Genomic DNA, 21,415 nt, shown 5'->3' on the forward strand with positions numbered 1-21,415 from the left:
GATCTTATAAGCCTGGTTGTAAAGAGTCTTAACGCCATCAACTTCGGCTGCATCTGCTACTTTACCAAAGCCTGTAGCTACGAGCTTGAACAGCTTGCCTTCTCCTGTTGTAGCAACTACAGCAGAGTCTGCTTTCATATTGATGCTACGACCTTCCAGAATACCTGATACATAATCCAAAGAGAATGCATAGTTAGTCAAAGAATCAGCAGTGATATAAGACCAGCCCATTGTTGAATCTTTCAAGTTTACATCTTCCATCACTTTGATTTCGAATGTATCTGTCAGGTTTGTATAAACATCAGCCTTACCTTCTACTGAATAAAGAGCATCTGTTGAAACTGTATTCAATTCACGGTTGATCATCTTAGCACCGTCAAACACGAACTGTGTAGAAGGCAGGTGAGCAAAGACCTTGCTTGAATAAGCTTCGCCATAAGCATCTGCAGCTGTCGGAGCTACTACCATATACTTACCTGCATTTTCAGCATCAGCAGCTTCGTTTACATTCTTAACAGAGTAAACCTTTGTACCATCAAACAGAGGAGCAGGAGTTGCACCACCGGTGAAGGAGATACGGGTATCTTCAGGAAGAGGACCTGCTACAGCTGTAGCATCACCTGTCGTCAAAACCAATTTATCTGTAGAGATTCCGGCAAGAGGAGCTAACTGCAATGGGAAAGGATTAGAACCATCAGTTACCTTATAAGTTCTCGGATCAACACCAGAACCTGATTGACCTAATTTGTAAGATTGCTTCACAAACACAGCAACAGAATCATTCGGAGAAGAAGGATCTACATAGAAGCTGAATGTATAAGCATCAGCATCCAAGATAGTACCTGCAGTTGCTGTTCCATCAGTAGTCGGGATTGTATCAACCTTGAAAGTCAGCTTTGAACCATCATCAGTCTTGTTAGCTGCATCATAACAAATAGTATCAATATAAGCATACAAATACTTATTGTTACCCTCTGCGCTTTTCTTAGGAGCTAATGTTTTTGCTTTCAACATAACTTCAGTACCATCGGTTGCAGCATCGCCTGCCTCTCCTGTTACTTTTGTTACAGCTTCAAAGATAACCCCAGCCAAAGCATTATTAGCAGTAGTCAACTTATTCTTATAAGAGAAGAACAGTTGGAAACCTCTGCCTTCACCCAGCATGTTGTTAAGTTCGATACCATTCAGTTGTCTTGGTGTAGCACGAACAGCTTTAACTGCAAGGATAGGATTTTCCTTAGAAGCGTCACCAACTGTCGGTTTAGCATTTCCCTTAGTCATTACCTGAATAATCGGAGATTTCGTAGCAGCAAGAGCTTCACTGCTTCCTAATTTTACAGCCAAAGACAAAGTAGAGTCCTTTGCCGGAATATATGAAGACAGAACAGCCGCAGTAGTTTGTACACCAGAAGGGGCAGCCCAGTTAAACAGCAAAGAGCCACTCAATGTGCCGTCTGCTTTTGTGCCATGCTCAGTTAAGTCATTAGCACCAGATGTGATTGTAGCCGGAGTTTTAACATTGCTTCCCGCAGCAAAAGACAACTGTGTTCCGGTAGCCTTATTCTTAAATGTATAAGAATATTGGCCAGAGGTAACATCTAATTTATAATCTACTTTCCATAAAGCAGAGTCAGTAAGGGCAAGAGGCTGATCTGACTTAACAACGACTAATGCATCTTTTGCATCAGCAGTTTCCTGTGTTAACACCAAACGACCTGCTGCACCAGGTGTATTACCGATCGCTTGTGTCTCCAAATGATAATAGTCCCCTTTCACAATGTCAGCATCAGCAGCCATTGCGAACGAACTTGTCGCCAATCCGAAGACGGCAACCAGAGTAGAAATCTTTTTGTTCATAATCTAAATTTTAATATTAATAATACAGTTATTGAAATGCAAGTTCTATATATATACGTACGCGCTATTATAAGGTACGTTTGTTAATTCTTGTATTTTGACTACGAATACGATCGTTTTTTTTAGTCATTTTTTTTCGCGATCTTTGGACTTCGTATTAAAAAGGCGTATTTTCGTACTAAAATTGCTATCTAATTGATAAGAAAGACTATAGAGGTAGGAAATTTTTTATTGAAAAGAGTTGTGGTTTAAAAAGGAATGCGTATTTTTGTGCAGTAAAAATGACGAATTAAAACGATCGTTTTTTTTAGTCATTTTCCCGGAACTTAATTCACTCTTCCACAACCACTTATCCACTTTTCGCATAATCTTAAAAAAGCTTTCGTGCAAAACGGTTCAAAAAATGGTATCTTTCAAGGAATACCCTGATGAATACAGCGTTTGAAGGCAGTGCCTATCCGTTTTTGAACCGATGCCTGTCTCGTTGAAAAGCAATGCTTATTCAATTTTTGCGGAATCAGGACAACGCATTTGTAAAAAAAGTTTCAAAAGTTTCAAAAATTCTTAGGGTATTTCCGGGGCGACGATTGTTTTTCCTTTCGTTGTCTTTTCGAAATAACCGGCTCCTACAGAAACGATTAGCTTTTGTTCTTCGCATTTCTTGATCATTCTGTTTACACTCGACTTGCTGATGCCACGGACATTTCCCTCCTCGATCAGCTCGGCGCGCTTGAAGCGGTCGGGCAGGTCGGCAAAGAACTTTTGCTGGATGTAGGGAAACTTATAATGCGCCACCCGTTTCTCGCGGTTCAACGACGTGCTAACCACATAGGCGTGCTGCAGGCATACTTCCATAATGCGAAAAGCGGTACGATAATCGTCTTCACAAACGGTACAGACACGTTCCAGGCTACGCGCCTCGCCTTTACGGAGGGCAGTCAGTACCATCGCGATGCGGAACATCGCCAGGCGGTAGCGCAGGACGGCCGAAGCGAGGTCTTCGTTGTCGAAAACGCGTACCTTTTCATACTCGCGTTCAAAGAAACGGTCGATCCTTTTCCGTTGTGCATCCGTGTAATTCACCCATGTGGGCGAGCCGTCGAGGTGTATGCCGATGTCCAGGATACGCTGTCCGGCCACGTCGAAACAGTTTGCAGCCGTTGGCGAATCGTCTGCCGAAGTCAGGCCCCGGTAGGCCGCGTCGCCGGTCAGTTTGTAGATCAGCAGGCGGCTGAAGGTTCCGTTCTCGGTCGAGGGTACTAATTGCGGGAACATTCCGTCGGTACCGGTGACAAAGAGTGCCAGTTTGGGTTCGGCAACCATGAAAGTGCCGTTCGTCTTCGAGTCGTTGCCGGCACGTTCGTGGTGGTAAGCCTGGTTGAGCAGGTAGCCGTAGCCGCCGAAATCCTGCCCCATGGTATGGATGAGTGACTCCATCTCCGTTTCGAAGAGGCAGGAGGCATAGGGAGAGTTGACTTGCAAAAGCTCGATGAAGCGGGCCAGTGTGGTATATCCGAAGATATTCAGGTTTCGCTGTTTGACCACTTCCGGCTCTTCGGGAGGCAGACCGGCCTGGGGCGCCGCGTTTTTGGAGGGGCGCTTCTTCGACTGGATATAGAGATCGTATTCCATTTTCTTCCTTTCATATTCTTTCACGTAGCAGCGCGAATTGTCGTAGACGTACTGCTGCCAGGGGGCGATCAGTGCGTGCATGCCTGCCACACAGCCCTTACCACTTCCCGAGGGTCCCAGGAGAGCGCCGAAGAGGCAGGGATAATGTATTTTTTCTGCTATCGAACCGCGGACGTTCGACGTCACACTGCTGATCAGCGTGAGGGCTGCAAAGAGCATGGTGTCTCTTTCCGTCTCGCCCGGAGCCCGCTCTAAAATGTCCGTGAGTATGGTTGGGAGGTTCTCGTAGACGTCCTTTCCAAAACGGGGCAAAAGGAGATTATCGGGTTCTATATCAGGCTGTTCCTGATCTTCCTCCGAAGCCTGCTGCTGGCCGGGAACTATAGGGGAATTTTTGAGACTTTTGAGACATTTCTTCGTCTCCTGCTCCTCTTTCGGCCTATACGGATTGCAGCCATGCGAGGCGCTGTAACGGCGGTAAATATCCGTGACGGTCTTCTCGATTTCGCCTGCCGGGAAATCCGGCTGGACGTAGCGGCGGGTGCATTCGGCCGCTACTTCGTAAGGCGAAAAGCCGGCATTGTTCAGGACGGCGGCGAGTTTCACGACATGCGAGTGGCGCCCTCCGGCAGCGAAAGGGTTATCCTGCTCATACTTGTCGATGTAGTTCGTGAGGGCGTCTGCCGTACGGCCGGCCTCCGGACGGGGCGCATGGGTGACCGACGCGGGCTCGGGCATAGGAAGGGAGAGCACTTCCGACTCTACCTTATAAAAAGCGTCAGGGTCGTGGCTGACGAAACAGCCACGGTTCGGGTCCTTGCCGCTCCGGTCTACCGTCACGCCGGGGATATCGGTTTCGATGCGGCGGCGTACGAGCTCGAAGGCCAGGGAGTGGCACTCCAAAGGGCTGTCTACCAGGATAAAGAGTTTGTTACCTGTGCCGGAAGGACTGATATGCCCGGCTTTCACATACGGGAGGCTTCCTGCGATCCGGAGGACTTCCTGGGGCGAGATGGCGGGGTCGTCGATATCAGTGCAGATGCAACCGCTATAAGCCACCATGTGCTCCAGGCGCCGGCCGCCTTGCATTTCGCCGCCGGCAACGTAGAGGGGTAGCTCCTTCTTCAGGCTCTCCGCTTCTTTGTTTTTACCGGCCGAGACCAGTTCCCTGATCCGGGCAATCGCCGGGGCGTGAACTCCGTTTTTCACTTCGTTGATGTACTGATCTAAGGGCATCATACGGGCGCTCCATGTCCGGATCGCCGAGTCAAAGAAAGTTCCTTTGACGCTTAATGAATCAATCATGTCACAATTGTTTTATGTGGATGTACTAAAAATATCCGATTAGTATTCTATCTAAGGTTCGCCCAGGTGCTCAACCAGGCAGGCGACTTGTTTCGGCGTGTAGAGTTTCTGAAATCTTACCCAACCGGCAGCGATCAGCTTTTCCTTCAATCCGCGCGAGGTACGAATCCATACCCACATCCTTTTGTATGCCATTTCGGGCGTACAGTCAGGGAAATAAAGGAGGGCGAACTCGGTTACTCCCATTGCGCCCCTTGCTAATTCCAGCTCGTTTTTTTTATCTTCCATAATATTTTTTGTCTAAGTCATCTAAATCACTTACAATGTACGGACTTATTTAATACTATACAAACTTTTTGACAACTATTTTATAAAAAGTTATTGAATCCGGCACAAACATCCGGCATCCTGCAACACCTTTCCCATTGGGCTACATGGTGTTGTATCTTTGTAATGTAATAATTCACTAACCCTTAAATTTTTTAATCGTATGTCAGTAAAGTACAAACTTGTTTTGAAAAAAGACCTGACGAAAGGTGCGGATGCAGATGCGAAGCGGTATTATGCTTCCGCCAATGTCACGGGAATGATGGACTTCAATACCATCTGCGATGTGGTGGCAGACCGTTCAACAGCCAGCGATGGCGACGTGGCGCTCGTCTTGCTGGGTGTGATCCGCTGCATGCAAGAGGCGTTGCTCCGAGGCGAAACGGTCCAGATGGGGGCATTGGGCAACTTCCGCCTCTCGATCGGAAGCGCTGGAGTGGTATATGCAAGCGATTTTCAGGCATCCATGATCCGAAAGCCGCGAATAATCTTCTCTCCGGGGGCTAAACTGCGTGAAATGATAGCCAAAGTAAGCGTTGAACGCATTGAAAATGAATCAGATAATTCCGGAAATGGTTCTGGTGTAGAAAGACCTGGAATTTTATGAAACCAGCACAAATCAGCTTCGTAAAAGAGTGTCTGCCGGCGGCTTTGTCGGCAGGAGCTGCTTTCAACATGAATCCGCTGGTCATTTTGGCGCAGGCGGCGTTAGAGAGCGGTTGGGGCATGAGTGACCTGGCACGGGAAAGCCGGAACTTTTTCGGATTGACGGCCTACGGTTGCAGTAACGCTTATTGGCATGGCGGAAAGACGGTTTTAAAGACTTCTGCCTATTCTTTGGACTTCCGCCGGTATGATACGCGCGAAAACTCTTTCCTGGATTTTGCACGCCTTATTCGGGATTGTTATCGCCGTGCCTGGCAGGTAAGCAATGACCCGGAGGCCTATGCCAAAGAGATTGCCTACAGTCCCTACATTAGTGAACAGAACGGCGACAACCGCGAAACGTACCGGCACAGCATCATCCAGATCGCACGGACAATTCAGGCGGTTATTGCGTTAATTGAAAAATAATTATGCAGAAAATCAGAAAGATCATTGAATTTGTTTTGGCATTATTGAATTTCTTGTTTCACTTTAAACCCGTACCGGATGAAGAACCTCCCGTCAGCACTGAAACTTATCCTCGCCCTGCTCCTCCGGATTCTGAGGAAGGGGATGAACCTCTATTTGAGACTGTCCGTTAGGATCAGGCTCTGGTAAGTTCCTACAAAGCCCTGTAGGGGCGACAGAACTTAGCCCAGGGCGTAAGCCTTGGGAGAAAGGTCCCTACCCTAACACTAAAGCCCTGTAAGGGCGACACAATGTTTTCTATATACAAAGTGTCGCCCCTACAGGGCTTTTATCATAAAGAAGAACTCCTATCCCCCAGGGCTCACGCCCTGGGCTAAGTTCTGTCGCCCTTACAGGCTTTGAAAGTATTATTCGGCAGCTTTTTCTTCAGCAACCGGTGCTTCTGCAACGGGAGCTTCGACAGCGGCTTCAGCAGCTGTAGCTTTCTTACGAGAACGTCTTGTCTTCGTAGCTTTCTTAGTTGTAGCTGCGCTCAACATGTTTTCGTTGTAATCAACCAGTTCAATGAAGCACATGGCTGCGTTGTCACCCAGACGGTTGCCAGTCTTCAGGATACGTGTGTAACCACCCGGACGGTCGCCGATCTTCTGAGATACTTCCTTGAACAATTCTGTTACAGCAAATTTGTCCTGCAAATTGCTGAATACCACACGTCTTGAGTGAGTTGTATCCTCCTTAGACTTAGTGATAAGCGGTTCTACAAATTTACGAAGCGCTTTAGCTTTTGCAACAGTAGTAAAGATTCTCTTATGCTTGATAAGGGAACATGCCATGTTTGAAAGCATCGCGTTACGGTGAGTATTTGTACGACCCAAATGATTTATTTTTTTATTATGTCTCATCGCTATACTTACTCTTTATCTAATTTATACTTAGTGATATCCATACCGAATGAAAGGTTCAGACTTTCAAGCAGTTCGTCAAGCTCAGTCAGTGACTTCTTACCGAAGTTACGGAACTTCAACAGGTCATTCTTGTTGAATTTAACCAGTTCGCCTAACGTTTCAACATCTGCGGCCTTCAAGCAATTCAATGCGCGAACGGAAAGATCCATATCCGAGAGTTTGCTCTTGAGCAACTGGCGCATGTGAAGTACTTCTTCATCGAATTCCTCATTACCGTCAGTATCAACTGTCTCGATAGCAATCTTTTCATCTGAGAACAACATGAAATGGTGAATCAGAATCTTAGCTGCTTCTTTTAACGCTTCCTTCGGATGAATAGAACCATCAGTGGCTATTTCAAGAACCAACTTTTCGTAGTCCGTCTTCTGCTCAACACGGAAGTTTTCGATTGAATATTTGACGTTACGCACAGGTGTGTAAATAGAGTCGATTGCAATCACGTGCATGTCTGCGTTCGGGTCTCTGTTTTCATCAGCGGGAACATATCCGCGACCTTTGTTAATCGTCAGTTCAATCTGGAAACCTGCGTTCGGATCTAAGCGACAAATAACCAACTCAGGATTCAATACTTCGAATCCGGTCAGCTGTTTACCTATATCACCGGCTTTGAACACTTCCGAACCCGAAACAGTAATACTTACTTTTTCATTCTCTATGTCGTCTACAATATGCTTGAACCGGACTTGTTTCAGATTCAAGATTATGTTTGTCACATCCTCGATCACGCCGGGAATTGTACCAAATTCATGGTCAACGCCTTCGATCTTAATGGATGTAATAGCAAAACCTTCAAGTGACGACAGGAGAATACGACGTAGAGCATTACCTATTGTAATACCATAGCCGGGTTCCAACGGACGAAATTCAAACTTTCCGAAGAAATTGTCCGCTTCCAACATTAATACTTTATCGGGTTTTTGAAATGCTAATATCGCCATGGAAATCAATTATTATTTAGAATACAATTCTACGATCAACTGCTCTTTAATGTTTTCAGGAATGTCAGCTCTTTCCGGCAGATGCAGTAATTTTCCGCTTAAAGAAGACTGATCCCATTCGATCCAGGGATACTTGCTGTGATTGAATCCTGACAGTGCGTCAGCAATCACTTCAAGTGATTTGGATTTTTCTCTAACACCAATAACCTGACCGGCTTTTACAGAGTAAGAAGGAATGTTTACAACCTTACCGTCTACTGTAATGTGACGATGAGAAACCAACTGACGGGCTGCAGCACGCGTCGGGGCGATACCCAAACGGAATACTACGTTGTCCAGACGGCCTTCCAGGAGCTGCAACAGCACCTCACCGGTAATACCTTTTGAACGTGAAGCCTTTTCAAACAGGTTTCTAAATTGTTTTTCCAATACACCGTAAGTGTATTTTGCTTTCTGCTTCTCACGAAGCTGGATTCCGTACTCAGAAGTTTTTCTTTTGCGGGCGTTTCCGTGCTGTCCGGGAGGATAGTTCTTCTTTGAAAGAACTTTATCCGGTCCGAATATTGCCTCACCAAACTTACGGGCAATTCTTGTTTTAGGTCCAGTATATCTTGCCATTTTTTTATTGTTTTAATGTTCTGTTCTGAATCTGGAACCGTGCAGCCGCGATTACAGAGAGGATAAGGTCTTTGTGTAATCTATTCACAATTCCGGATTCAATGTTCAAGAAACTATAGTTAATTATACTCTTCTCTTTTTCGGAGGACGACAACCATTGTGAGGAAGCGGAGTAACGTCAACGATTTCTGTTACTTCAATACCGGCACCGTGAATTGTACGGATAGCAGACTCACGTCCGTTACCCGGGCCCTTAACGAATACTTTTACTTTTCTCAAACCAAGATCATAAGCTACTTTTGCACAATCCTGAGCTGCCATCTGAGCGGCATACGGAGTGTTCTTTTTAGAACTTCTGAATCCCATCTTACCAGCAGAAGACCAACTGATAACCTGACCTTCGCTATTAGCAAGAGACACAATAATGTTGTTAAAAGAAGAATGAATATGAGCTTGACCGTAAGCGTCAACTTTTACGTTTCTCTTCTTTGCTGCGACTGATTTCTTTGCCATATCAATTCTTATTATTTAGTAGCTTTTTTCTTATTTGCAACAGTTTTCTTCTTACCCTTACGAGTACGAGCATTGTTCTTTGTGCTCTGGCCTCTCAAAGGCAAACCAATACGGTGACGAACACCTCTGTAACATCCGATATCCATCAGACGCTTGATGTTCAGCTGAACTTCTGAACGAAGATCACCTTCTACTTTATACTCAGCGCCAATGACTTCACGTACTTTTGCAGCCTGATCGTCTGTCCAGTCTTTTACTTTGATATCACGATCAATGCCTGCTTTATCTAAGATGGATTTTGAAGCACTACGACCAATACCGTAAATATAGGTCAAGGCAATTTCTCCTCTTTTATTTTGTGGCAAGTCTACACCAACTATTCTTATAGCCATATTACTTACTTAAATTATTTTGCAAAAATAATAAATTATCCTTGACGTTGTTTATACTTAGGATTTTTCTTGTTAATTACGTATAAGCGTCCCTTTCTTCTAACGATTTTACATTCGGGAGTACGCTTCTTTAAAGATGCTCTTACTTTCATATCTTGTTGTTTTTTTTATTTATATCTAAAAGCAATTCTACCTTTCGATAGATCATACGGAGACATCTCAACTCTTACTTTATCACCCGGGAGGATCTTAATGTAGTGCATTCTCATCTTCCCTGAGATATGAGCAGTAATTTCATGTCCGTTCTCTAATTCTACACGAAACATTGCGTTTGACAATGCTTCTACTATAACTCCATCTTGTTCAATTGCTGACTGTTTAGCCATATAAATTAAATCAAATTAAATTGCGTTATTACCTAAAACTTCTTCTAAAAACTCGAATGAAGATAAGATTTGGGGACCGTCGGGACAGATCGCGATACAATGCTCGAAATGAGCCGAACACTTTCTGTCTTTCGTGCGGACTGTCCAACCGTCTTTCTCAAAAGCTACATTCTTGCTTCCCATATTGATCATCGGTTCTATGCAGATGCACATACCGCTGCGTAATAAGGGACCGCAACCGGGGCGCCCGTAATTGGGGACTTCCGGTTCTTCGTGCATCTTGCGTCCGATTCCGTGACCGACCAGCTCTCTGACAACAGAGTAACCTTTCGATTCGCAATAGGACTGTACGGCATGGCTGATATCGCCAAGGCGTTTGCCTTCGAGGGCATGCTGGATGCCCAGGTAAAGTGATTCTTTTGTTGTCTTCAACAAGGCTTTCACTTTGGGATCGACTTCGCCGACACAAAATGTATAGGCGGAATCTCCGACAAAACCATTCAACACCGTACCGCAATCGACAGATATAACGTCACCTTCTTTCAAAACTGCTTTCTCGGAAGGGATGCCGTGTACTACCTGCTCGTTTACGGAAGCACAGATTGAGTTTGGAAAACCACCGTATCCTAAAAAGGCCGGAACTGCACCATTATCTCTAATGAATTCCTCGGCAATCTTATCGAGTTGAAGCGTATTCACGCCGGGAGCGATATGTTTGGCTAATTCGCCAAGCGTCTTACCCACCAGTTGATTCGCGGCACGCATCAACTCTATTTCTTCATCTGTTTTTAAATAGATCATTCTATTAGTAAGCGGCAACTGAGCCTGTACGACCTTTAATTCTTCCTGACTTCAACAAACCGTCATAATGACGCATCAACAAATGACTTTCTACTTGCTGCAGTGTATCCAACACTACACCAACCAGGATCAACAAAGATGTTCCGCCAAAGAATTGGGAGAACGCCATACTTACACCGGCGATCCGGGCAAAAGCAGGCATGATTGCCACTAATGCAAGGAAGAATGCTCCCGGCAAAGTAATACGGTCCATGATGGTATCCAAATAATCTTTGGTACTCTTTCCCGGTTTGACACCCGGAATGAACCCGTTGTTTCTCTTCAGATCATCCGACATCTGGGTAGGATTGATCGTGATAGCTGTATAGAAATATGTAAACAAGATAATCAGTACAGCAAATACGAAGTTGTACCAAAATCCGGTATTATCCATAAAGGCAGCTACAAAGCCGGAACGTTCGCCCGTGCTTGAGAAACCAACAATTGAAATCGGAATAAACATGATTGCCTGGGCAAAGATGATAGGCATTACGTTTGCAGCATTCACCTTCAGGGGAATGTACTGGCGTGCGCCACCATATTGTTTATTTCCAATGATCCGTTTTGCATACTGTACGGGGACCTTACGGGTACCTTGTACTAACAGGATAGCACCTGCGATAACCAGCAAAAGGAACAACATTTCAAACAGGAACATAACCAGACCACCGGTTTTTTCACTTGTTCTTGAAATAAATTCTTCGAACAGCGAGTGCGGCAGACGGGCTATAATACCAACTAAAATGATAAATGAGATACCATTTCCAACACCTTTATCTGTAATTCTTTCACCAAGCCATAAGATAAACATACTTCCAGCAGCTAAAATAACTGTAGAAGAGATTGTAAACCATATACCTGCAGGCAGAGCTGCTCCGGCGGCTTTCAGCTGTACACTTAAGTTAACAAGATAAGTAGGACCCTGGAACAGAAGAATAGCCACTGTCAGGTAGCGAGTCCACTGGTTGATCTTACGACGACCACTTTCGCCTTCTCTCTGTAATTTCTGGAAAGAAGGAACTGCAATTGCCATCAACTGCATCACAATGGAAGCGGAGATATACGGCATAATCCCTAATGCAAAAATAGAAGCATTAGAGAATGCACCACCAGAGAACATGTCCAACAATGCCAGCAATCCGCCTCTTGTCTGTTCCTGCAAAGCGGTCAACGCTTTAGGATCAATACCCGGAAGCACAACGTATGTACCGAAACGGTATATCGCCACTAACAAAAGAGTGGTGAGGATCCGATTTCTCAGATCCTCAATCTTCCAGATATTTTTTATTGTTTCAACTGCTCTCATAACTTAGAGTTTAACAACAGTTCCACCTACAGCTTGGATAGCTGCTTCAGCACTCTTTGAGAAAGCGTGAGCTTCCACTTCAAGTTTCGCTGTCAAGCTACCTTTAGCAAGGATTTTAACCAACTGGGAAGCTGAGATGAAACCAGCTTCGATCAAATCATTGATACCAATCTTTGTGAGCTGCTGAGCTTCAGCCATGCCCTGTAATGTAGAAAGATTGATAGCTTTATATTCTACGCGGTTAATATTCTTGAAACCAAATTTAGGTAAGCGTCTCTGTATAGGCATCTGACCACCTTCGAAACCAATCTTCTGGCTATAACCGGATCTTGATTTCGCACCTTTATGACCTCTTGTTGAAGTTCCTCCTAATCCTGAACCCGGACCACGGCCGATTCTCTTTCTGGTCTTGGTAGATCCTTCAGCAGGTTTTAAATTTGATAAGTTCATATCGTATAATTTATTTTTCAACCGTTATTACTTTACTACTGAAACCAAATGTTTCACTTTCTCAACCATACCCAGAATTGCCGGAGTAGCTTCATGTTCTACTACCTGGTTCATTTTCTTCAGACCCAGTGCATCAAGAGTTCTCTTTTGGTCTTTCGGGCATTTAATTCTACTTTTTGTCTGCTTAACTTTGATAGTTGCCATAACTTATTATCCTCCCTAATTAACCTCTGAATACTTTTTCAACTGCAACACCTCTGTTCTGAGCAACCATCAACGGGCTTCTCAACTCACTCAGTGCAGCGATAGTCGCTTTCACCAGGTTGTGAGGGTTAGAAGAACCTTTTGACTTAGCCAAAACGTCTGTGATACCAACACTTTCCAATACGGCACGCATAGCACCACCAGCCTTCACTCCGGTACCATGAGATGCCGGTTTGATCAGCACCTGAGCACCACCGAACTTAGCTAATTGTTCGTGAGGGATAGTTCCTTTATGAACGGGAACCTTGATCAAGTTTTTCTTTGCAGCTTCAACACCTTTAGCGATAGCTGTCGTGACTTCACCGGCTTTTCCCAAGCCCCAACCAACGATGCCGTCTTCATTTCCTACTACAACGATTGCAGCAAAACTGAATGTACGTCCACCCTTAGTTACTTTAGTTACGCGGTTGATTGCAACCAAACGGTCCTTCAACTCTATGTCGTTGGTCGACTTAACTCTATTATTAACTCCTGCCATCTTCATTAAAATTTAAGGCCGCCGTTACGTGCAGCATCAGCTAATTCTTTAATTCTCCCATGATACAGGTAACCGTTACGGTCGAAAACGACAGCTTGTACACCAGCTTCCTGGGCTACTTTAGCAATCTGTTCTCCAACCTTGGCAGCGATCTCCTTTTTCGGAGCTTTAACATCCATCTTCAGAGATGATGCTGCAGCCAGAGTCTTACCTGTAGTGTCATCAATAACCTGTGCATAGATCTGCTTGTTGCTTCTAAACACAGTCAGGCGCGGACGTTCAGGAGTTCCTGAGATCTTACCGCGTACACCTGCTTTTATCTTTAATCTTCTTTCTTCCTTCGTTGTCATGATAATTTCAGTTTACGTAGATTACTTACCTGCTGATTTACCAGACTTTCTGCGAATTTCTTCACCCACGAACTTGATACCTTTACCTTTATACGGTTCCGGCATTCTGAATGAACGAATCTTAGCACAAATCTGTCCCAGTAATTGTTTATCAGCCGATTCAAGGATAATAAGAGGATTTTTATTTCTCTCTGCCTTTGTTTCAACTTTCACTTCTTTAGGCAACTGCATGTAAATGTTGTGTGTATAACCTAAAGAAAGGTCTAACAGCTGACCTGTATTTGTCACACGGTAACCAACACCGACAAGTTCCAGTTCTTTCTTATATCCTTCTGAACATCCGATCACCATGTTGTTGATCAGTGAACGATACAAGCCGTGCAATGCACGATGGTTCTTTTCGTCTGTCGGACGTGTCAGATGGATGATTCCATCTTCCAAAGTCACATTAATATCAGGATTCACAGCCTGAGTCATCTCGCCTTTGGGACCTTTTACAGTCACTACATTATCCTTAATGGTAACCGTAACACCGGCCGGTACATGAATTGGTAATTTTCCTATTCTTGACATTCTTCTTTCCTCCTAATTAATAAACATAACATAATACTTCGCCGCCGATCTTCAGATCACGTGCTTCTTTGTCTGTCATCACACCCTTAGAAGTAGAAAGAACGGCAATACCTAAACCATTCAATACTCTCGGCATTTCCTTGTAACCAGTGTACTTACGCAAACCAGGGGTAGAAACTCTCTCAAGTTTCTTGATTGCATTAACTTTGTTTACCTGGTCATACTTCAAGGCAATCTTAATTGTACCCTGAGGACCATCTTCTACAAACTTGAAATTAAGAATGTAGCCCTTGTCGAAAAGGATCTTTGTGATCTCTTTCTTTAAATTTGACGCCGGCACTTCAACAACTCTGTGCTTCGCTTTAATTGCATTACGCAATCTTGTCAAATAATCTGCAATAGGATCTGTCATATATAAATGAATTAAATTGATCCGGACACCCGGACAATATTTAAATTAAAAAACTCTTACCAACTTGCTTTCTTTACACCCGGGATTAAACCATTAGATGCCATTTCACGCAGTTGAATACGAGAAATACCGAACTGGCGTACATAGCCTTTCGGACGTCCTGTAATTTTGCAACGGTTGTGCAAACGTACAGGAGAAGCATTTTTAGGTAAAGCCTGTAAAGCTTCATAGTCACCTGCTGCTTTCAGTTCTGCTCTTTTAGCAGCATATTTAGCTACGAGCTTTGCTCTTTTCACCTCACGGGCTTTCATTGATTCCTTTGCCATAACTACTTAGTCTTTTTTTGCATTTTTAAAAGGCAATCCAAATTCTCTCAAGAGAGCATACCCTTCTTCATCTGTTTTCGCAGAGGTCACAAAGGTAATATTCATTCCCAATATTTTGGTAATATTATCGATATTTATTTCAGGGAAAATGATTTGTTCCTGAATACCGAGTGTATAATTACCTCTTCCGTCCAATTTGCTTTCGATGCCCTTGAAGTCACGGATACGGGGAAGAGCCACGCGAACGAGTCTTTCCAGGAATTCGTACATCTGTTCACGACGCAATGTTACCATTACACCGATCGGCATTTTCTTACGCAACTTGAAGTTAGAGATATCCTTCTTTGAAACTGTCGCAACAGCCTTCTGGCCTGTGATAGTTGACAATTCGCTGATAGCGATATCAATAATCTTCTTATCAGCAGCAGCCATACCTAAACCTTGATTGATAACAATCTTCTTCAGTACGGGCACCTGCATAACGGTTTTATAACCGAACTCTTTCGTCAAAGCAGGAACAATTCTGTCCTGATATTCTTTCTTAAGACTGGCAGTATTGCTCATTACTTAATTTCCTCCCCTGATTTTTTAGAATAACGCACTAAAGCACCTTTTTCGTCTAATTTGCGACCAATACGTGTCGGCTTGCCGGATTTCGGGTCAACAACGTTTAGGTTGGAAATATGAATCGGGGCTTCTTTCTTTTCAATTCCTCCCTGAGGATTCTTTGCATTAGGCTTGGTATGCTTTGATACCATATTAATACCTTCTACAATGGCACGGCTGTCTTTTACGAGTACTTCTAAAACACGACCTGTCTTACCTTTGTCTTCGCCGGTATTAACAAAAACTATATCGCCTTTTTTGATATGTAATTTGCTCATTACTTTACGTTTTACAAAATTAAAGCACTTCAGGTGCAAGTGAAACGATTTTCATGTTTGTTGCACGAAGTTCTCTGGCAACCGGACCGAAGATACGGCTTCCACGAATATCACCACCGGCATTCAACAATACGCATGCGTTATCATCGAAACGGATGTATGAACCATCCGGACGGCGGATTTCTTTTTTAGTGCGAACAATGATAGCCTTAGAAACAGCACCCTTCTTCACATCACTTGCCGGGATTACACTCTTAATTGCTACTACAATTACATCCCCAACAGAGGCATAACGTTTTCTTGTTCCGCCCAAAACACGGATACACAACGCTTCTTTAGCGCCACTGTTATCTGCTACTACTAGTCTTGATTCTTGTTGTATCATGTTACTTAGCCCTTTCGATTATTTGAACTAATCTCCATCTTTTTGTTTTGCTCAAAGGACGAGTTTCCATAATCTTTACAGTATCGCCGATACCGCATTCATTCTTTTCGTCATGAGCATGATATTTCTTCGTCTTGCTAACGAACTTTCCATAAATGGGGTGTTTTTCCTTCCATTTGATAGCAACCGTGATGCTCTTATCCATCTTGTTGCTGGTAACCACGCCCGTTCTTTCTTTTCTTAAATTTCTAGTTTCCATCAGGCTCAATTATTTGTTGTTAAGTTCTCTCTGGCGCAATTCTGTCTTCATGCGCGCAATCATCCTGCGTTGTTGTTTAATCTGAGCAGGGTTTTCACTCGGAGATATGCTGTGGTTAATTACTTTCTGATCGTAAGCAGTAACTTCAGCATCAATTCTTTCCACTAACTCCTTCGTGCTTAATTCTCTAATTTCTGCAATCTTCATAACAATTACGCATTTTGATTAGCCATATCATAATCACGTCTCACAACAAACTTTGTTGTTACCGGAAGCTTCTGTGCAGCTAAGCGCAAAGCTTCTTTAGCAATATCAAAAGGAACCCCTTCGATTTCGAAAATCAAACGACCTGGAGTAACAGGCGCAACAAACCCTTCGGGATTACCTTTACCTTTACCCATACGTACTTCAGCAGGCTTCTTTGTGATTGGTTTGTCCGGGAAAATACGAACCCAAACCTGACCCTGACGTTGCATATAACGAGTTACCGCGATACGAGCAGCTTCAATCTGACGACCGGTAATCCATTTATTCTCTAACGCTTTTATACCAAACGAACCGAATGCCAGCTGGTTGCCACGTTGAGCTTCGCCCTTCATGCGGCCTTTCTGCTGTCTTCTGAACTTGGTTTTCTTTGGTTGTAACATCTCTTCTTAAATTCTAACGTTTAACGATTAGCTTTCTTTCTCTTGAAGTTCTTTTCTCTGCTGCCGCCGGCATTGTCATTTCTGCGACCTGAATCTTTAGTAGCAGCAAATGAAGGAGCAAGATCTCTCTTACCATATACTTCACCACGGCAGATCCAAACCTTAACGCCGATCAAACCAACCTTCGTCAACGCTTCAGCCAAAGCATAATCAATATCTGCTCTGAATGTGTGTAACGGAGTTCTTCCTTCTTTATACATTTCTGAACGCGCCATTTCAGCACCATTCAAACGACCAGAGACTTGCACTTTAATACCTTCGGCACCCATTCTCATGGTAGAGGCGATAGCCATCTTGATAGCACGACGGTAAGCAATTTTTCCTTCAAGCTGACGAGCAATGTTGTTTGCAACGATAACAGCGTCCAATTCGGGTCTTTTTACCTCAAAGATATTGATCTGAACTTCTTTGTCGGTAATTTTCTTCAACTCTTCTTTCAACTTATCAACTTCCTGACCACCTTTTCCGATGATGATACCCGGACGCGATGTGCAAACTGTAATTGTAATCAACTTCAGCGTACGTTCAATAACGACGCGAGATACACTAGCCTTAGCAAGACGAGCATTCAGATATTTACGGATTTTGCTATCTTCCAGCAAAGTATCTCCGTATTTCTTGCCGCCATACCAATTGGAATCCCATCCACGGATAATTCCCAAACGATTACTAACCGGATTAACTTTTTGTCCCATCTACAAATTAATTTTGACTATCGTTTTTACTAAGTGTATCAACAAACAGAGTTACATGGTTCGAACGTTTACGAATTCTGTAACCTCTTCCCTGAGGAGCCGGACGCATTCTCTTCAATGTAGTAGCGCAATCTACGCTGATTGAAGATACGCACAACTCTCCAGCTTCTGCTTTACGTTCATTCTTCTGTTCCCAATTGGCAATAGCCGAACGAAGCAATTTTTCTACTCTTGCTGCAGCTTCCTTATTAGAAAACTTCAAAACACCAAGTGCACGGAATACTTCCATACCGCGGATCATGTCTACAACGAGACGCATCTTGCGCGGAGAAGTCGGCACGTTACGCAATTTTGCGAAATACATGGTTTTTTGGGCTTCTTTTCTTGCTTCAGCTGATATTCTTTTTCTAGCACCCATTTTATTGATTCTTTTTATTTTCAGATTCCTGAATTCCTGTTACTACCGATTATTTTTTCTTGTTACCGGCGTGACCACGGAACGTACGAGTAGGAGAAAACTCTCCCAGTTTATGACCTACCATGTTCTCGGTTACAAAAACAGGAATAAATTTATTTCCATTATGAACTGCAATAGTATGGCCTACAAAGTCAGGCGAAATCATTGAAGCTCTTGCCCATGTCTTAACGACAGCCTTCTTACCTGACTCATTCATTGCCAGGACTTTCTTTTCCAGCTTGATATTAATGTACGGGCCTTTTTTTAGCGAACGACTCATAGTTTACTTAATTAATCAGATTATTTCTTTCTTCTTTCAATGATATATTTTGAAGAATGCTTCTTCGGAGCTCTTGTCTTCAAGCCCTTAGCATACAAGCCATTACGAGATCTTGGATGACCTCCGGAAGCACGACCTTCACCACCACCCATTGGGTGATCAACCGGGTTCATTACAACACCACGGTTACGAGGACGACGACCTAACCATCTAGAACGACCGGCTTTACCTGATTTTTCAAGACCATGGTCTGAGTTACCTACGCTACCAACTGTAGCCTTACATGCAGCAAGAATCTTTCTGGTTTCACCAGAAGGCATCTTAATAATTGCATAATCGCCTTCTTTTGAAGTCAGCTGAGCAAATGCACCGGCAGAACGTACCATTTTGGCACCCTGTCCCGGACGAAGCTCGATATTATGAATAATAGTACCAACGGGAATATTTGCCATAGGCAAAGTATTACCTATCTCAGGAGCTGCTTCGCTACCTGAAACCACTGTCTGGCCAACTTCCAGTCCGTTCGGAGCGATGATATAGCTCTTTGCTCCGTCTGCGTAATACAACAGTGCGATACGAGATGTACGGTTAGGATCATACTCGATAGACTTAACTGTTGCAGGAATGCCATCTTTATTTCTCTTGAAATCGATAAATCTGTACTTCTGTTTGTGACCGCCACCAAGATAACGCATTGTCATCTTACCTGTGTTATTACGACCACCTGTACTTCTTTTACCTGTTACAAGAGACTTTTCTGGTGTACTTGCAGTGATTTTATCAAATGCACCAATAACTTTGTGTCTCTGCCCCGGTGTTGTGGGCTTTAATTTACGTATTCCCATTTCTTTTTTTAGATATTACTAAAGAAATCAATTGTTTCTCCTTCTTTCAACGTTACGATAGCTTTTTTGAAAGCTGATTGTTTGCCATTGATAATACCGGATTTGGTATAACGACTTTTCTGTTTGCCTGAGTAGTTGATGGTATTAACATCAACTACGGTAACATTGTACATGTCTTCAATGGCTTTTTTAATCTCTAACTTGTTGGCATCAGGAGAAACACGAAAACCATAGCGATTAGCCATCTTTTCTGTAATCGCTGTTTGCTTCTCAGTTACTATAGGTTTAATAATAATTCCCATTTTTCTACTCCTTATGCGTTAAACAGTTTTTCAATAGCAGCGACTGAACTTTCGGTAAATACAACATTTGCAGCATTTAACACTCCGTATGTATTTAATTCAGAAGCTGTTATAACATTTGCCTTCTCTAAATTTCTGGCCGACAAATATACGAAATTATTTTTCTCTGATAAAACCAAAAGTAACTTTCCGTCAGCCACTTTCAGATTCTTAGCAATTGTTACGAATTCTTTAGTCTTAGGAGCTTCCAAAGTGAAATCTTCTACTACTACGATTGCGTTATTCTTTGCTTTATAAGCCAAGGCAGACTTACGAGCCAGACCCTTCACTTTCTTGTTCAATTTGAACTCATAATCTCTGGGTTTCGGACCGAATACACGGCCACCACCTACCAACACCGGAGAGTTGATGTCACCACGACGAGCTCCACCACCACCCTTCTGGCGGATCAGTTTACGAGTACTACCGGAAACTTCACTTCTTTCTTTCGATTTGTGAGTTCCCTGACGCTGATTAGCCAAATACTGTTTTACATCCAAGTAAATAGCATGATCATTGGGTTCAATTCCAAAGATAGCATCGTTCAATGTTACCTTTCTTCCGGTATCTTCACCTTTAATATTTAATACGCTCAGTTCCATTACTTTTCAATTAATAAGATTGAACCTTTTGCTCCTGGAACAGATCCTTTAACCAATAAAAGATTGTGTTCCGGCATCACCTTGATCACTTGCAGGTTCTGAACAGTTACACGTTCATTACCCATTTGGCCGGCCATACGCATACCTTTGAATACCTTTGCAGGGTAAGAACAGGCACCGATACCACCGGGAGCACGCAAACGGTTATGCTGACCGTGAGTAGTCTGACCTACACCACCGAAACCATGACGTTTTACTACACCCTGGAAACCTTTACCTTTTGATGTACCAACTACATCAACGAAACCTGCATCTTCCAAATAATCTACAGTGATTACATCACCGAGCTTATATTCGGTTTCAAAATTCTTGAACTCGGCCAAGTATCTCTTGGGAGTTACACCAGCTTTTTTAAAGTGACCCATTTCAGGCTGTGTCGTGTGTTTCTCTTTTTTCTCTTCGAAACCCAACTGTACAGCTTCATAGCCATCATTTTCCAAAGTCTTAATCTGTGTAACTACACAAGGACCCACTTCGATAACAGTGCATGGAAGATTTTTTCCCTCGGCACTGAAAACGGATGTCATTCCGATTTTTTTTCCTAATAATCCTGGCATTTCACTAATTTGTTAATAAACTTACACTTTAATTTCTACTTCAACACCGCTGGGCAATTCCAGCTTCATCAAAGCGTCAACTGTTTTTGCAGTCGAGCTATAGATATCGATTAATCTCTTATAAGAAGAGAGTTCGAACTGCTCACGAGACTTTTTGTTAACGAAAGTCGAGCGGTTCACAGTAAAGATACGCTTGTGCGTAGGCAGAGGTATCGGGCCGCTAACAACTGCACCGGTAGCCTTAACCGTCTTCACGATCTTCTCGGCAGACTTGTCTACCAGAGAATAATCGTAAGACTTTAATTTAATTCTGATCTTTTGGCTCATATTTATATAT

At 43.4% G+C, this 21,415-nt stretch carries 35 protein-coding genes; 2 read left to right on the forward strand and 33 right to left on the reverse strand.

Annotation, left to right across the window (positions count from 1 at the left end):
• The 3 genes from DWW90_RS09855 to DWW90_RS09865 form a co-directional block, all read right to left on the reverse strand.
• The coding region (locus tag DWW90_RS09855; protein ID WP_199662190.1) for a hypothetical protein at positions 1–1,857 on the reverse strand (1,857 nt) is incomplete at its 3' end.
• A 564-nt stretch (positions 1,858–2,421) separates the two neighbouring features.
• Complete coding sequence (locus DWW90_RS09860; RefSeq protein ID WP_122344869.1) at positions 2,422–4,794, reverse strand: DUF3987 domain-containing protein; 2,373 nt, start codon at positions 4,792–4,794, stop codon at positions 2,422–2,424.
• A gap of 51 nt (positions 4,795–4,845) precedes the next feature.
• Entirely contained in the window at positions 4,846–5,082 is a 237-nt protein-coding gene (locus DWW90_RS09865; protein WP_122344870.1) for a DUF4248 domain-containing protein, read from the reverse strand.
• A 202-nt stretch (positions 5,083–5,284) separates the two neighbouring features.
• On the opposite strand from DWW90_RS09865, the gene DWW90_RS09870 reads away from it, so the two are divergent.
• Both DWW90_RS09870 and DWW90_RS09875 read left to right on the forward strand, forming a co-directional pair.
• Entirely contained in the window at positions 5,285–5,728 is a 444-nt protein-coding gene (locus DWW90_RS09870) for an HU family DNA-binding protein (RefSeq protein ID WP_115497999.1), read from the forward strand.
• Positions 5,725–6,195, forward strand: a complete 471-nt coding sequence (locus DWW90_RS09875; RefSeq protein ID WP_122344871.1) for a glucosaminidase domain-containing protein — start codon at positions 5,725–5,727, stop codon at positions 6,193–6,195. The genes DWW90_RS09870 and DWW90_RS09875 overlap by 4 nt, the downstream gene beginning before the upstream one ends.
• Positions 6,196–6,602: 407 nt before the next feature.
• On the opposite strand, the gene rplQ is transcribed toward DWW90_RS09875, so the two are convergent.
• The 30 genes from rplQ to rpsJ all read right to left on the reverse strand — a co-directional run bounded on the left by rplQ (position 6,603) and on the right by rpsJ (position 21,405).
• Positions 6,603–7,097, reverse strand: a complete 495-nt coding sequence (gene rplQ / locus DWW90_RS09880; protein WP_115497997.1) for a 50S ribosomal protein L17 — start codon at positions 7,095–7,097, stop codon at positions 6,603–6,605.
• An 8-nt stretch (positions 7,098–7,105) separates the two neighbouring features.
• Entirely contained in the window at positions 7,106–8,098 is a 993-nt protein-coding gene (locus tag DWW90_RS09885) for a DNA-directed RNA polymerase subunit alpha (protein WP_115497996.1), read from the reverse strand.
• Between the two features lie 12 nt (positions 8,099–8,110).
• Positions 8,111–8,716 carry a 30S ribosomal protein S4 gene (rpsD, locus tag DWW90_RS09890; protein WP_008149909.1) on the reverse strand — a complete coding sequence of 202 codons (606 nt, stop codon included), beginning with the start codon at positions 8,714–8,716 and terminating at the stop codon, positions 8,111–8,113.
• Positions 8,717–8,839: 123 nt separating this feature from the next.
• Positions 8,840–9,229: a 30S ribosomal protein S11 gene (rpsK, locus tag DWW90_RS09895; protein ID WP_115497995.1), complete on the reverse strand. Its 390-nt coding sequence runs from the start codon at positions 9,227–9,229 to the stop codon at positions 8,840–8,842.
• A gap of 11 nt (positions 9,230–9,240) precedes the next feature.
• A complete protein-coding gene (rpsM, locus tag DWW90_RS09900; RefSeq protein ID WP_005634778.1) occupies positions 9,241–9,621 on the reverse strand; it encodes a 30S ribosomal protein S13 in 381 nt (126 codons plus the stop codon).
• 35 nt (positions 9,622–9,656) lie between these two features.
• The gene (gene ykgO, locus DWW90_RS09905) at positions 9,657–9,773 is read right to left on the reverse strand and encodes a type B 50S ribosomal protein L36 (protein WP_005645768.1); all 117 of its coding nucleotides are present in this window, start codon (positions 9,771–9,773) and stop codon (positions 9,657–9,659) included.
• A gap of 15 nt (positions 9,774–9,788) precedes the next feature.
• On the reverse strand, positions 9,789–10,007 hold the full coding sequence (gene infA / locus DWW90_RS09910) for a translation initiation factor IF-1 (RefSeq protein WP_005634776.1): 219 nt from the start codon (positions 10,005–10,007) through the stop codon (positions 9,789–9,791).
• A gap of 15 nt (positions 10,008–10,022) precedes the next feature.
• Positions 10,023–10,808: a type I methionyl aminopeptidase gene (gene map, locus DWW90_RS09915; RefSeq protein WP_122344872.1), complete on the reverse strand. Its 786-nt coding sequence runs from the start codon at positions 10,806–10,808 to the stop codon at positions 10,023–10,025.
• Positions 10,809–10,812: 4 nt separating this feature from the next.
• Positions 10,813–12,153: a preprotein translocase subunit SecY gene (gene secY, locus DWW90_RS09920; protein WP_115497993.1), complete on the reverse strand. Its 1,341-nt coding sequence runs from the start codon at positions 12,151–12,153 to the stop codon at positions 10,813–10,815.
• 3 nt (positions 12,154–12,156) lie between these two features.
• A complete protein-coding gene (gene rplO, locus DWW90_RS09925; protein ID WP_115497992.1) occupies positions 12,157–12,603 on the reverse strand; it encodes a 50S ribosomal protein L15 in 447 nt (148 codons plus the stop codon).
• 27 nt (positions 12,604–12,630) lie between these two features.
• Positions 12,631–12,807, reverse strand: a complete 177-nt coding sequence (gene rpmD / locus DWW90_RS09930) for a 50S ribosomal protein L30 (RefSeq protein ID WP_005651341.1) — start codon at positions 12,805–12,807, stop codon at positions 12,631–12,633.
• Between the two features lie 19 nt (positions 12,808–12,826).
• Positions 12,827–13,345 (reverse strand): 30S ribosomal protein S5, encoded by a 519-nt coding sequence (gene rpsE, locus DWW90_RS09935; RefSeq protein WP_115498103.1) that lies wholly within the window; start codon positions 13,343–13,345, stop codon positions 12,827–12,829.
• Positions 13,346–13,350: 5 nt separating this feature from the next.
• The gene (gene rplR / locus DWW90_RS09940) at positions 13,351–13,695 is read right to left on the reverse strand and encodes a 50S ribosomal protein L18 (protein ID WP_005634763.1); all 345 of its coding nucleotides are present in this window, start codon (positions 13,693–13,695) and stop codon (positions 13,351–13,353) included.
• Positions 13,696–13,716: 21 nt separating this feature from the next.
• Positions 13,717–14,268 carry a 50S ribosomal protein L6 gene (rplF, locus tag DWW90_RS09945; protein ID WP_008149927.1) on the reverse strand — a complete coding sequence of 184 codons (552 nt, stop codon included), beginning with the start codon at positions 14,266–14,268 and terminating at the stop codon, positions 13,717–13,719.
• 16 nt (positions 14,269–14,284) lie between these two features.
• A complete protein-coding gene (gene rpsH, locus DWW90_RS09950; RefSeq protein ID WP_122344873.1) occupies positions 14,285–14,680 on the reverse strand; it encodes a 30S ribosomal protein S8 in 396 nt (131 codons plus the stop codon).
• Between the two features lie 56 nt (positions 14,681–14,736).
• The gene (gene rpsN, locus DWW90_RS09955; RefSeq protein ID WP_115497991.1) at positions 14,737–15,006 is read right to left on the reverse strand and encodes a 30S ribosomal protein S14; all 270 of its coding nucleotides are present in this window, start codon (positions 15,004–15,006) and stop codon (positions 14,737–14,739) included.
• 6 nt (positions 15,007–15,012) lie between these two features.
• Positions 15,013–15,570: a 50S ribosomal protein L5 gene (gene rplE, locus DWW90_RS09960; protein ID WP_008149932.1), complete on the reverse strand. Its 558-nt coding sequence runs from the start codon at positions 15,568–15,570 to the stop codon at positions 15,013–15,015.
• Positions 15,570–15,890: a 50S ribosomal protein L24 gene (gene rplX / locus DWW90_RS09965; RefSeq protein WP_115497990.1), complete on the reverse strand. Its 321-nt coding sequence runs from the start codon at positions 15,888–15,890 to the stop codon at positions 15,570–15,572. The genes rplE and rplX overlap by 1 nt, the downstream gene beginning before the upstream one ends.
• 19 nt (positions 15,891–15,909) lie before the next feature.
• Positions 15,910–16,275 carry a 50S ribosomal protein L14 gene (gene rplN / locus DWW90_RS09970; protein ID WP_008149935.1) on the reverse strand — a complete coding sequence of 122 codons (366 nt, stop codon included), beginning with the start codon at positions 16,273–16,275 and terminating at the stop codon, positions 15,910–15,912.
• Position 16,276: 1 nt separating this feature from the next.
• Positions 16,277–16,534 carry a 30S ribosomal protein S17 gene (rpsQ, locus tag DWW90_RS09975; protein ID WP_115497989.1) on the reverse strand — a complete coding sequence of 86 codons (258 nt, stop codon included), beginning with the start codon at positions 16,532–16,534 and terminating at the stop codon, positions 16,277–16,279.
• Between the two features lie 9 nt (positions 16,535–16,543).
• Positions 16,544–16,741, reverse strand: a complete 198-nt coding sequence (rpmC, locus tag DWW90_RS09980; RefSeq protein WP_075966666.1) for a 50S ribosomal protein L29 — start codon at positions 16,739–16,741, stop codon at positions 16,544–16,546.
• A 5-nt stretch (positions 16,742–16,746) separates the two neighbouring features.
• Positions 16,747–17,181, reverse strand: coding sequence for a 50S ribosomal protein L16 (rplP, locus tag DWW90_RS09985; RefSeq protein ID WP_005634742.1), 435 nt, complete (start codon positions 17,179–17,181; stop codon positions 16,747–16,749).
• Between the two features lie 20 nt (positions 17,182–17,201).
• On the reverse strand, positions 17,202–17,936 hold the full coding sequence (gene rpsC / locus DWW90_RS09990) for a 30S ribosomal protein S3 (protein ID WP_115497988.1): 735 nt from the start codon (positions 17,934–17,936) through the stop codon (positions 17,202–17,204).
• Between the two features lie 7 nt (positions 17,937–17,943).
• Positions 17,944–18,354 carry a 50S ribosomal protein L22 gene (rplV, locus tag DWW90_RS09995; RefSeq protein WP_005634739.1) on the reverse strand — a complete coding sequence of 137 codons (411 nt, stop codon included), beginning with the start codon at positions 18,352–18,354 and terminating at the stop codon, positions 17,944–17,946.
• Between the two features lie 49 nt (positions 18,355–18,403).
• Positions 18,404–18,673, reverse strand: coding sequence for a 30S ribosomal protein S19 (gene rpsS, locus DWW90_RS10000; RefSeq protein WP_028730655.1), 270 nt, complete (start codon positions 18,671–18,673; stop codon positions 18,404–18,406).
• Positions 18,674–18,693: 20 nt separating this feature from the next.
• On the reverse strand, positions 18,694–19,518 hold the full coding sequence (gene rplB / locus DWW90_RS10005) for a 50S ribosomal protein L2 (protein ID WP_115497987.1): 825 nt from the start codon (positions 19,516–19,518) through the stop codon (positions 18,694–18,696).
• 8 nt (positions 19,519–19,526) lie between these two features.
• The gene (gene rplW, locus DWW90_RS10010; RefSeq protein WP_115497986.1) at positions 19,527–19,820 is read right to left on the reverse strand and encodes a 50S ribosomal protein L23; all 294 of its coding nucleotides are present in this window, start codon (positions 19,818–19,820) and stop codon (positions 19,527–19,529) included.
• Positions 19,821–19,831: 11 nt separating this feature from the next.
• Positions 19,832–20,461, reverse strand: a complete 630-nt coding sequence (gene rplD, locus DWW90_RS10015; protein WP_115497985.1) for a 50S ribosomal protein L4 — start codon at positions 20,459–20,461, stop codon at positions 19,832–19,834.
• Positions 20,461–21,078: a 50S ribosomal protein L3 gene (gene rplC / locus DWW90_RS10020; protein ID WP_122332063.1), complete on the reverse strand. Its 618-nt coding sequence runs from the start codon at positions 21,076–21,078 to the stop codon at positions 20,461–20,463. Before rplC ends, rplD begins: the two co-directional genes overlap by 1 nt.
• A gap of 21 nt (positions 21,079–21,099) precedes the next feature.
• The gene (gene rpsJ, locus DWW90_RS10025; protein WP_005634728.1) at positions 21,100–21,405 is read right to left on the reverse strand and encodes a 30S ribosomal protein S10; all 306 of its coding nucleotides are present in this window, start codon (positions 21,403–21,405) and stop codon (positions 21,100–21,102) included.
• Between the last annotated feature and the right edge of the window lie 10 nt (positions 21,406–21,415).

Source organism: Parabacteroides sp. AF17-28, from assembly GCF_003479205.1.
Lineage (GTDB): Bacteria > Bacteroidota > Bacteroidia > Bacteroidales > Tannerellaceae > Parabacteroides > Parabacteroides acidifaciens.

Bases quoted from the DNA above. Each gene is read 5' to 3' on its own strand.
- secY (WP_115497993.1), bottom strand. From the start codon at position 12,153: ATGAGAGCAGTTGAAACAATAAAAAATATCTGGAAGATTGAGGATCTG.
- DWW90_RS09885 (WP_115497996.1), bottom strand. From the start codon at position 8,098: ATGGCGATATTAGCATTTCAAAAACCCGATAAAGTATTAATGTTGGAA.
- rplR (WP_005634763.1), bottom strand. From the start codon at position 13,695: ATGACAACGAAGGAAGAAAGAAGATTAAAGATAAAAGCAGGTGTACGC.
- rplP (WP_005634742.1), bottom strand. From the start codon at position 17,181: ATGTTACAACCAAAGAAAACCAAGTTCAGAAGACAGCAGAAAGGCCGC.
- rpsE (WP_115498103.1), bottom strand. From the start codon at position 13,345: ATGGCAGGAGTTAATAATAGAGTTAAGTCGACCAACGACATAGAGTTG.
- rplW (WP_115497986.1), bottom strand. From the start codon at position 19,820: ATGGGAATTATTATTAAACCTATAGTAACTGAGAAGCAAACAGCGATT.
- rpsC (WP_115497988.1), bottom strand. From the start codon at position 17,936: ATGGGACAAAAAGTTAATCCGGTTAGTAATCGTTTGGGAATTATCCGT.
- rpsN (WP_115497991.1), bottom strand. From the start codon at position 15,006: ATGGCAAAGGAATCAATGAAAGCCCGTGAGGTGAAAAGAGCAAAGCTC.
- rplB (WP_115497987.1), bottom strand. From the start codon at position 19,518: ATGGGAATACGTAAATTAAAGCCCACAACACCGGGGCAGAGACACAAA.
- rpsM (WP_005634778.1), bottom strand. From the start codon at position 9,621: ATGGCTATAAGAATAGTTGGTGTAGACTTGCCACAAAATAAAAGAGGA.
- DWW90_RS09870 (WP_115497999.1), top strand. From the start codon at position 5,285: ATGTCAGTAAAGTACAAACTTGTTTTGAAAAAAGACCTGACGAAAGGT.
- rplC (WP_122332063.1), bottom strand. From the start codon at position 21,078: ATGCCAGGATTATTAGGAAAAAAAATCGGAATGACATCCGTTTTCAGT.
- rplO (WP_115497992.1), bottom strand. From the start codon at position 12,603: ATGAACTTATCAAATTTAAAACCTGCTGAAGGATCTACCAAGACCAGA.
- map (WP_122344872.1), bottom strand. From the start codon at position 10,808: ATGATCTATTTAAAAACAGATGAAGAAATAGAGTTGATGCGTGCCGCG.
- DWW90_RS09875 (WP_122344871.1), top strand. From the start codon at position 5,725: ATGAAACCAGCACAAATCAGCTTCGTAAAAGAGTGTCTGCCGGCGGCT.
- DWW90_RS09865 (WP_122344870.1), bottom strand. From the start codon at position 5,082: ATGGAAGATAAAAAAAACGAGCTGGAATTAGCAAGGGGCGCAATGGGA.
- rplD (WP_115497985.1), bottom strand. From the start codon at position 20,461: ATGGAACTGAGCGTATTAAATATTAAAGGTGAAGATACCGGAAGAAAG.
- infA (WP_005634776.1), bottom strand. From the start codon at position 10,007: ATGGCTAAACAGTCAGCAATTGAACAAGATGGAGTTATAGTAGAAGCA.
- rpmC (WP_075966666.1), bottom strand. From the start codon at position 16,741: ATGAAGATTGCAGAAATTAGAGAATTAAGCACGAAGGAGTTAGTGGAA.
- rplN (WP_008149935.1), bottom strand. From the start codon at position 16,275: ATGATACAACAAGAATCAAGACTAGTAGTAGCAGATAACAGTGGCGCT.
- rpsJ (WP_005634728.1), bottom strand. From the start codon at position 21,405: ATGAGCCAAAAGATCAGAATTAAATTAAAGTCTTACGATTATTCTCTG.
- rpsH (WP_122344873.1), bottom strand. From the start codon at position 14,680: ATGACAGATCCTATTGCAGATTATTTGACAAGATTGCGTAATGCAATT.
- rplV (WP_005634739.1), bottom strand. From the start codon at position 18,354: ATGGGTGCTAGAAAAAGAATATCAGCTGAAGCAAGAAAAGAAGCCCAA.
- rplE (WP_008149932.1), bottom strand. From the start codon at position 15,570: ATGAGCAATACTGCCAGTCTTAAGAAAGAATATCAGGACAGAATTGTT.
- ykgO (WP_005645768.1), bottom strand. From the start codon at position 9,773: ATGAAAGTAAGAGCATCTTTAAAGAAGCGTACTCCCGAATGTAAAATC.
- rplX (WP_115497990.1), bottom strand. From the start codon at position 15,890: ATGAGCAAATTACATATCAAAAAAGGCGATATAGTTTTTGTTAATACC.
- DWW90_RS09860 (WP_122344869.1), bottom strand. From the start codon at position 4,794: ATGATTGATTCATTAAGCGTCAAAGGAACTTTCTTTGACTCGGCGATC.
- rpmD (WP_005651341.1), bottom strand. From the start codon at position 12,807: ATGGCAACTATCAAAGTTAAGCAGACAAAAAGTAGAATTAAATGCCCG.
- rpsK (WP_115497995.1), bottom strand. From the start codon at position 9,229: ATGGCAAAGAAATCAGTCGCAGCAAAGAAGAGAAACGTAAAAGTTGAC.
- rplF (WP_008149927.1), bottom strand. From the start codon at position 14,268: ATGTCAAGAATAGGAAAATTACCAATTCATGTACCGGCCGGTGTTACG.
- rpsQ (WP_115497989.1), bottom strand. From the start codon at position 16,534: ATGGAAACTAGAAATTTAAGAAAAGAAAGAACGGGCGTGGTTACCAGC.
- rpsS (WP_028730655.1), bottom strand. From the start codon at position 18,673: ATGAGTCGTTCGCTAAAAAAAGGCCCGTACATTAATATCAAGCTGGAA.
- rplQ (WP_115497997.1), bottom strand. From the start codon at position 7,097: ATGAGACATAATAAAAAAATAAATCATTTGGGTCGTACAAATACTCAC.
- rpsD (WP_008149909.1), bottom strand. From the start codon at position 8,716: ATGGCAAGATATACTGGACCTAAAACAAGAATTGCCCGTAAGTTTGGT.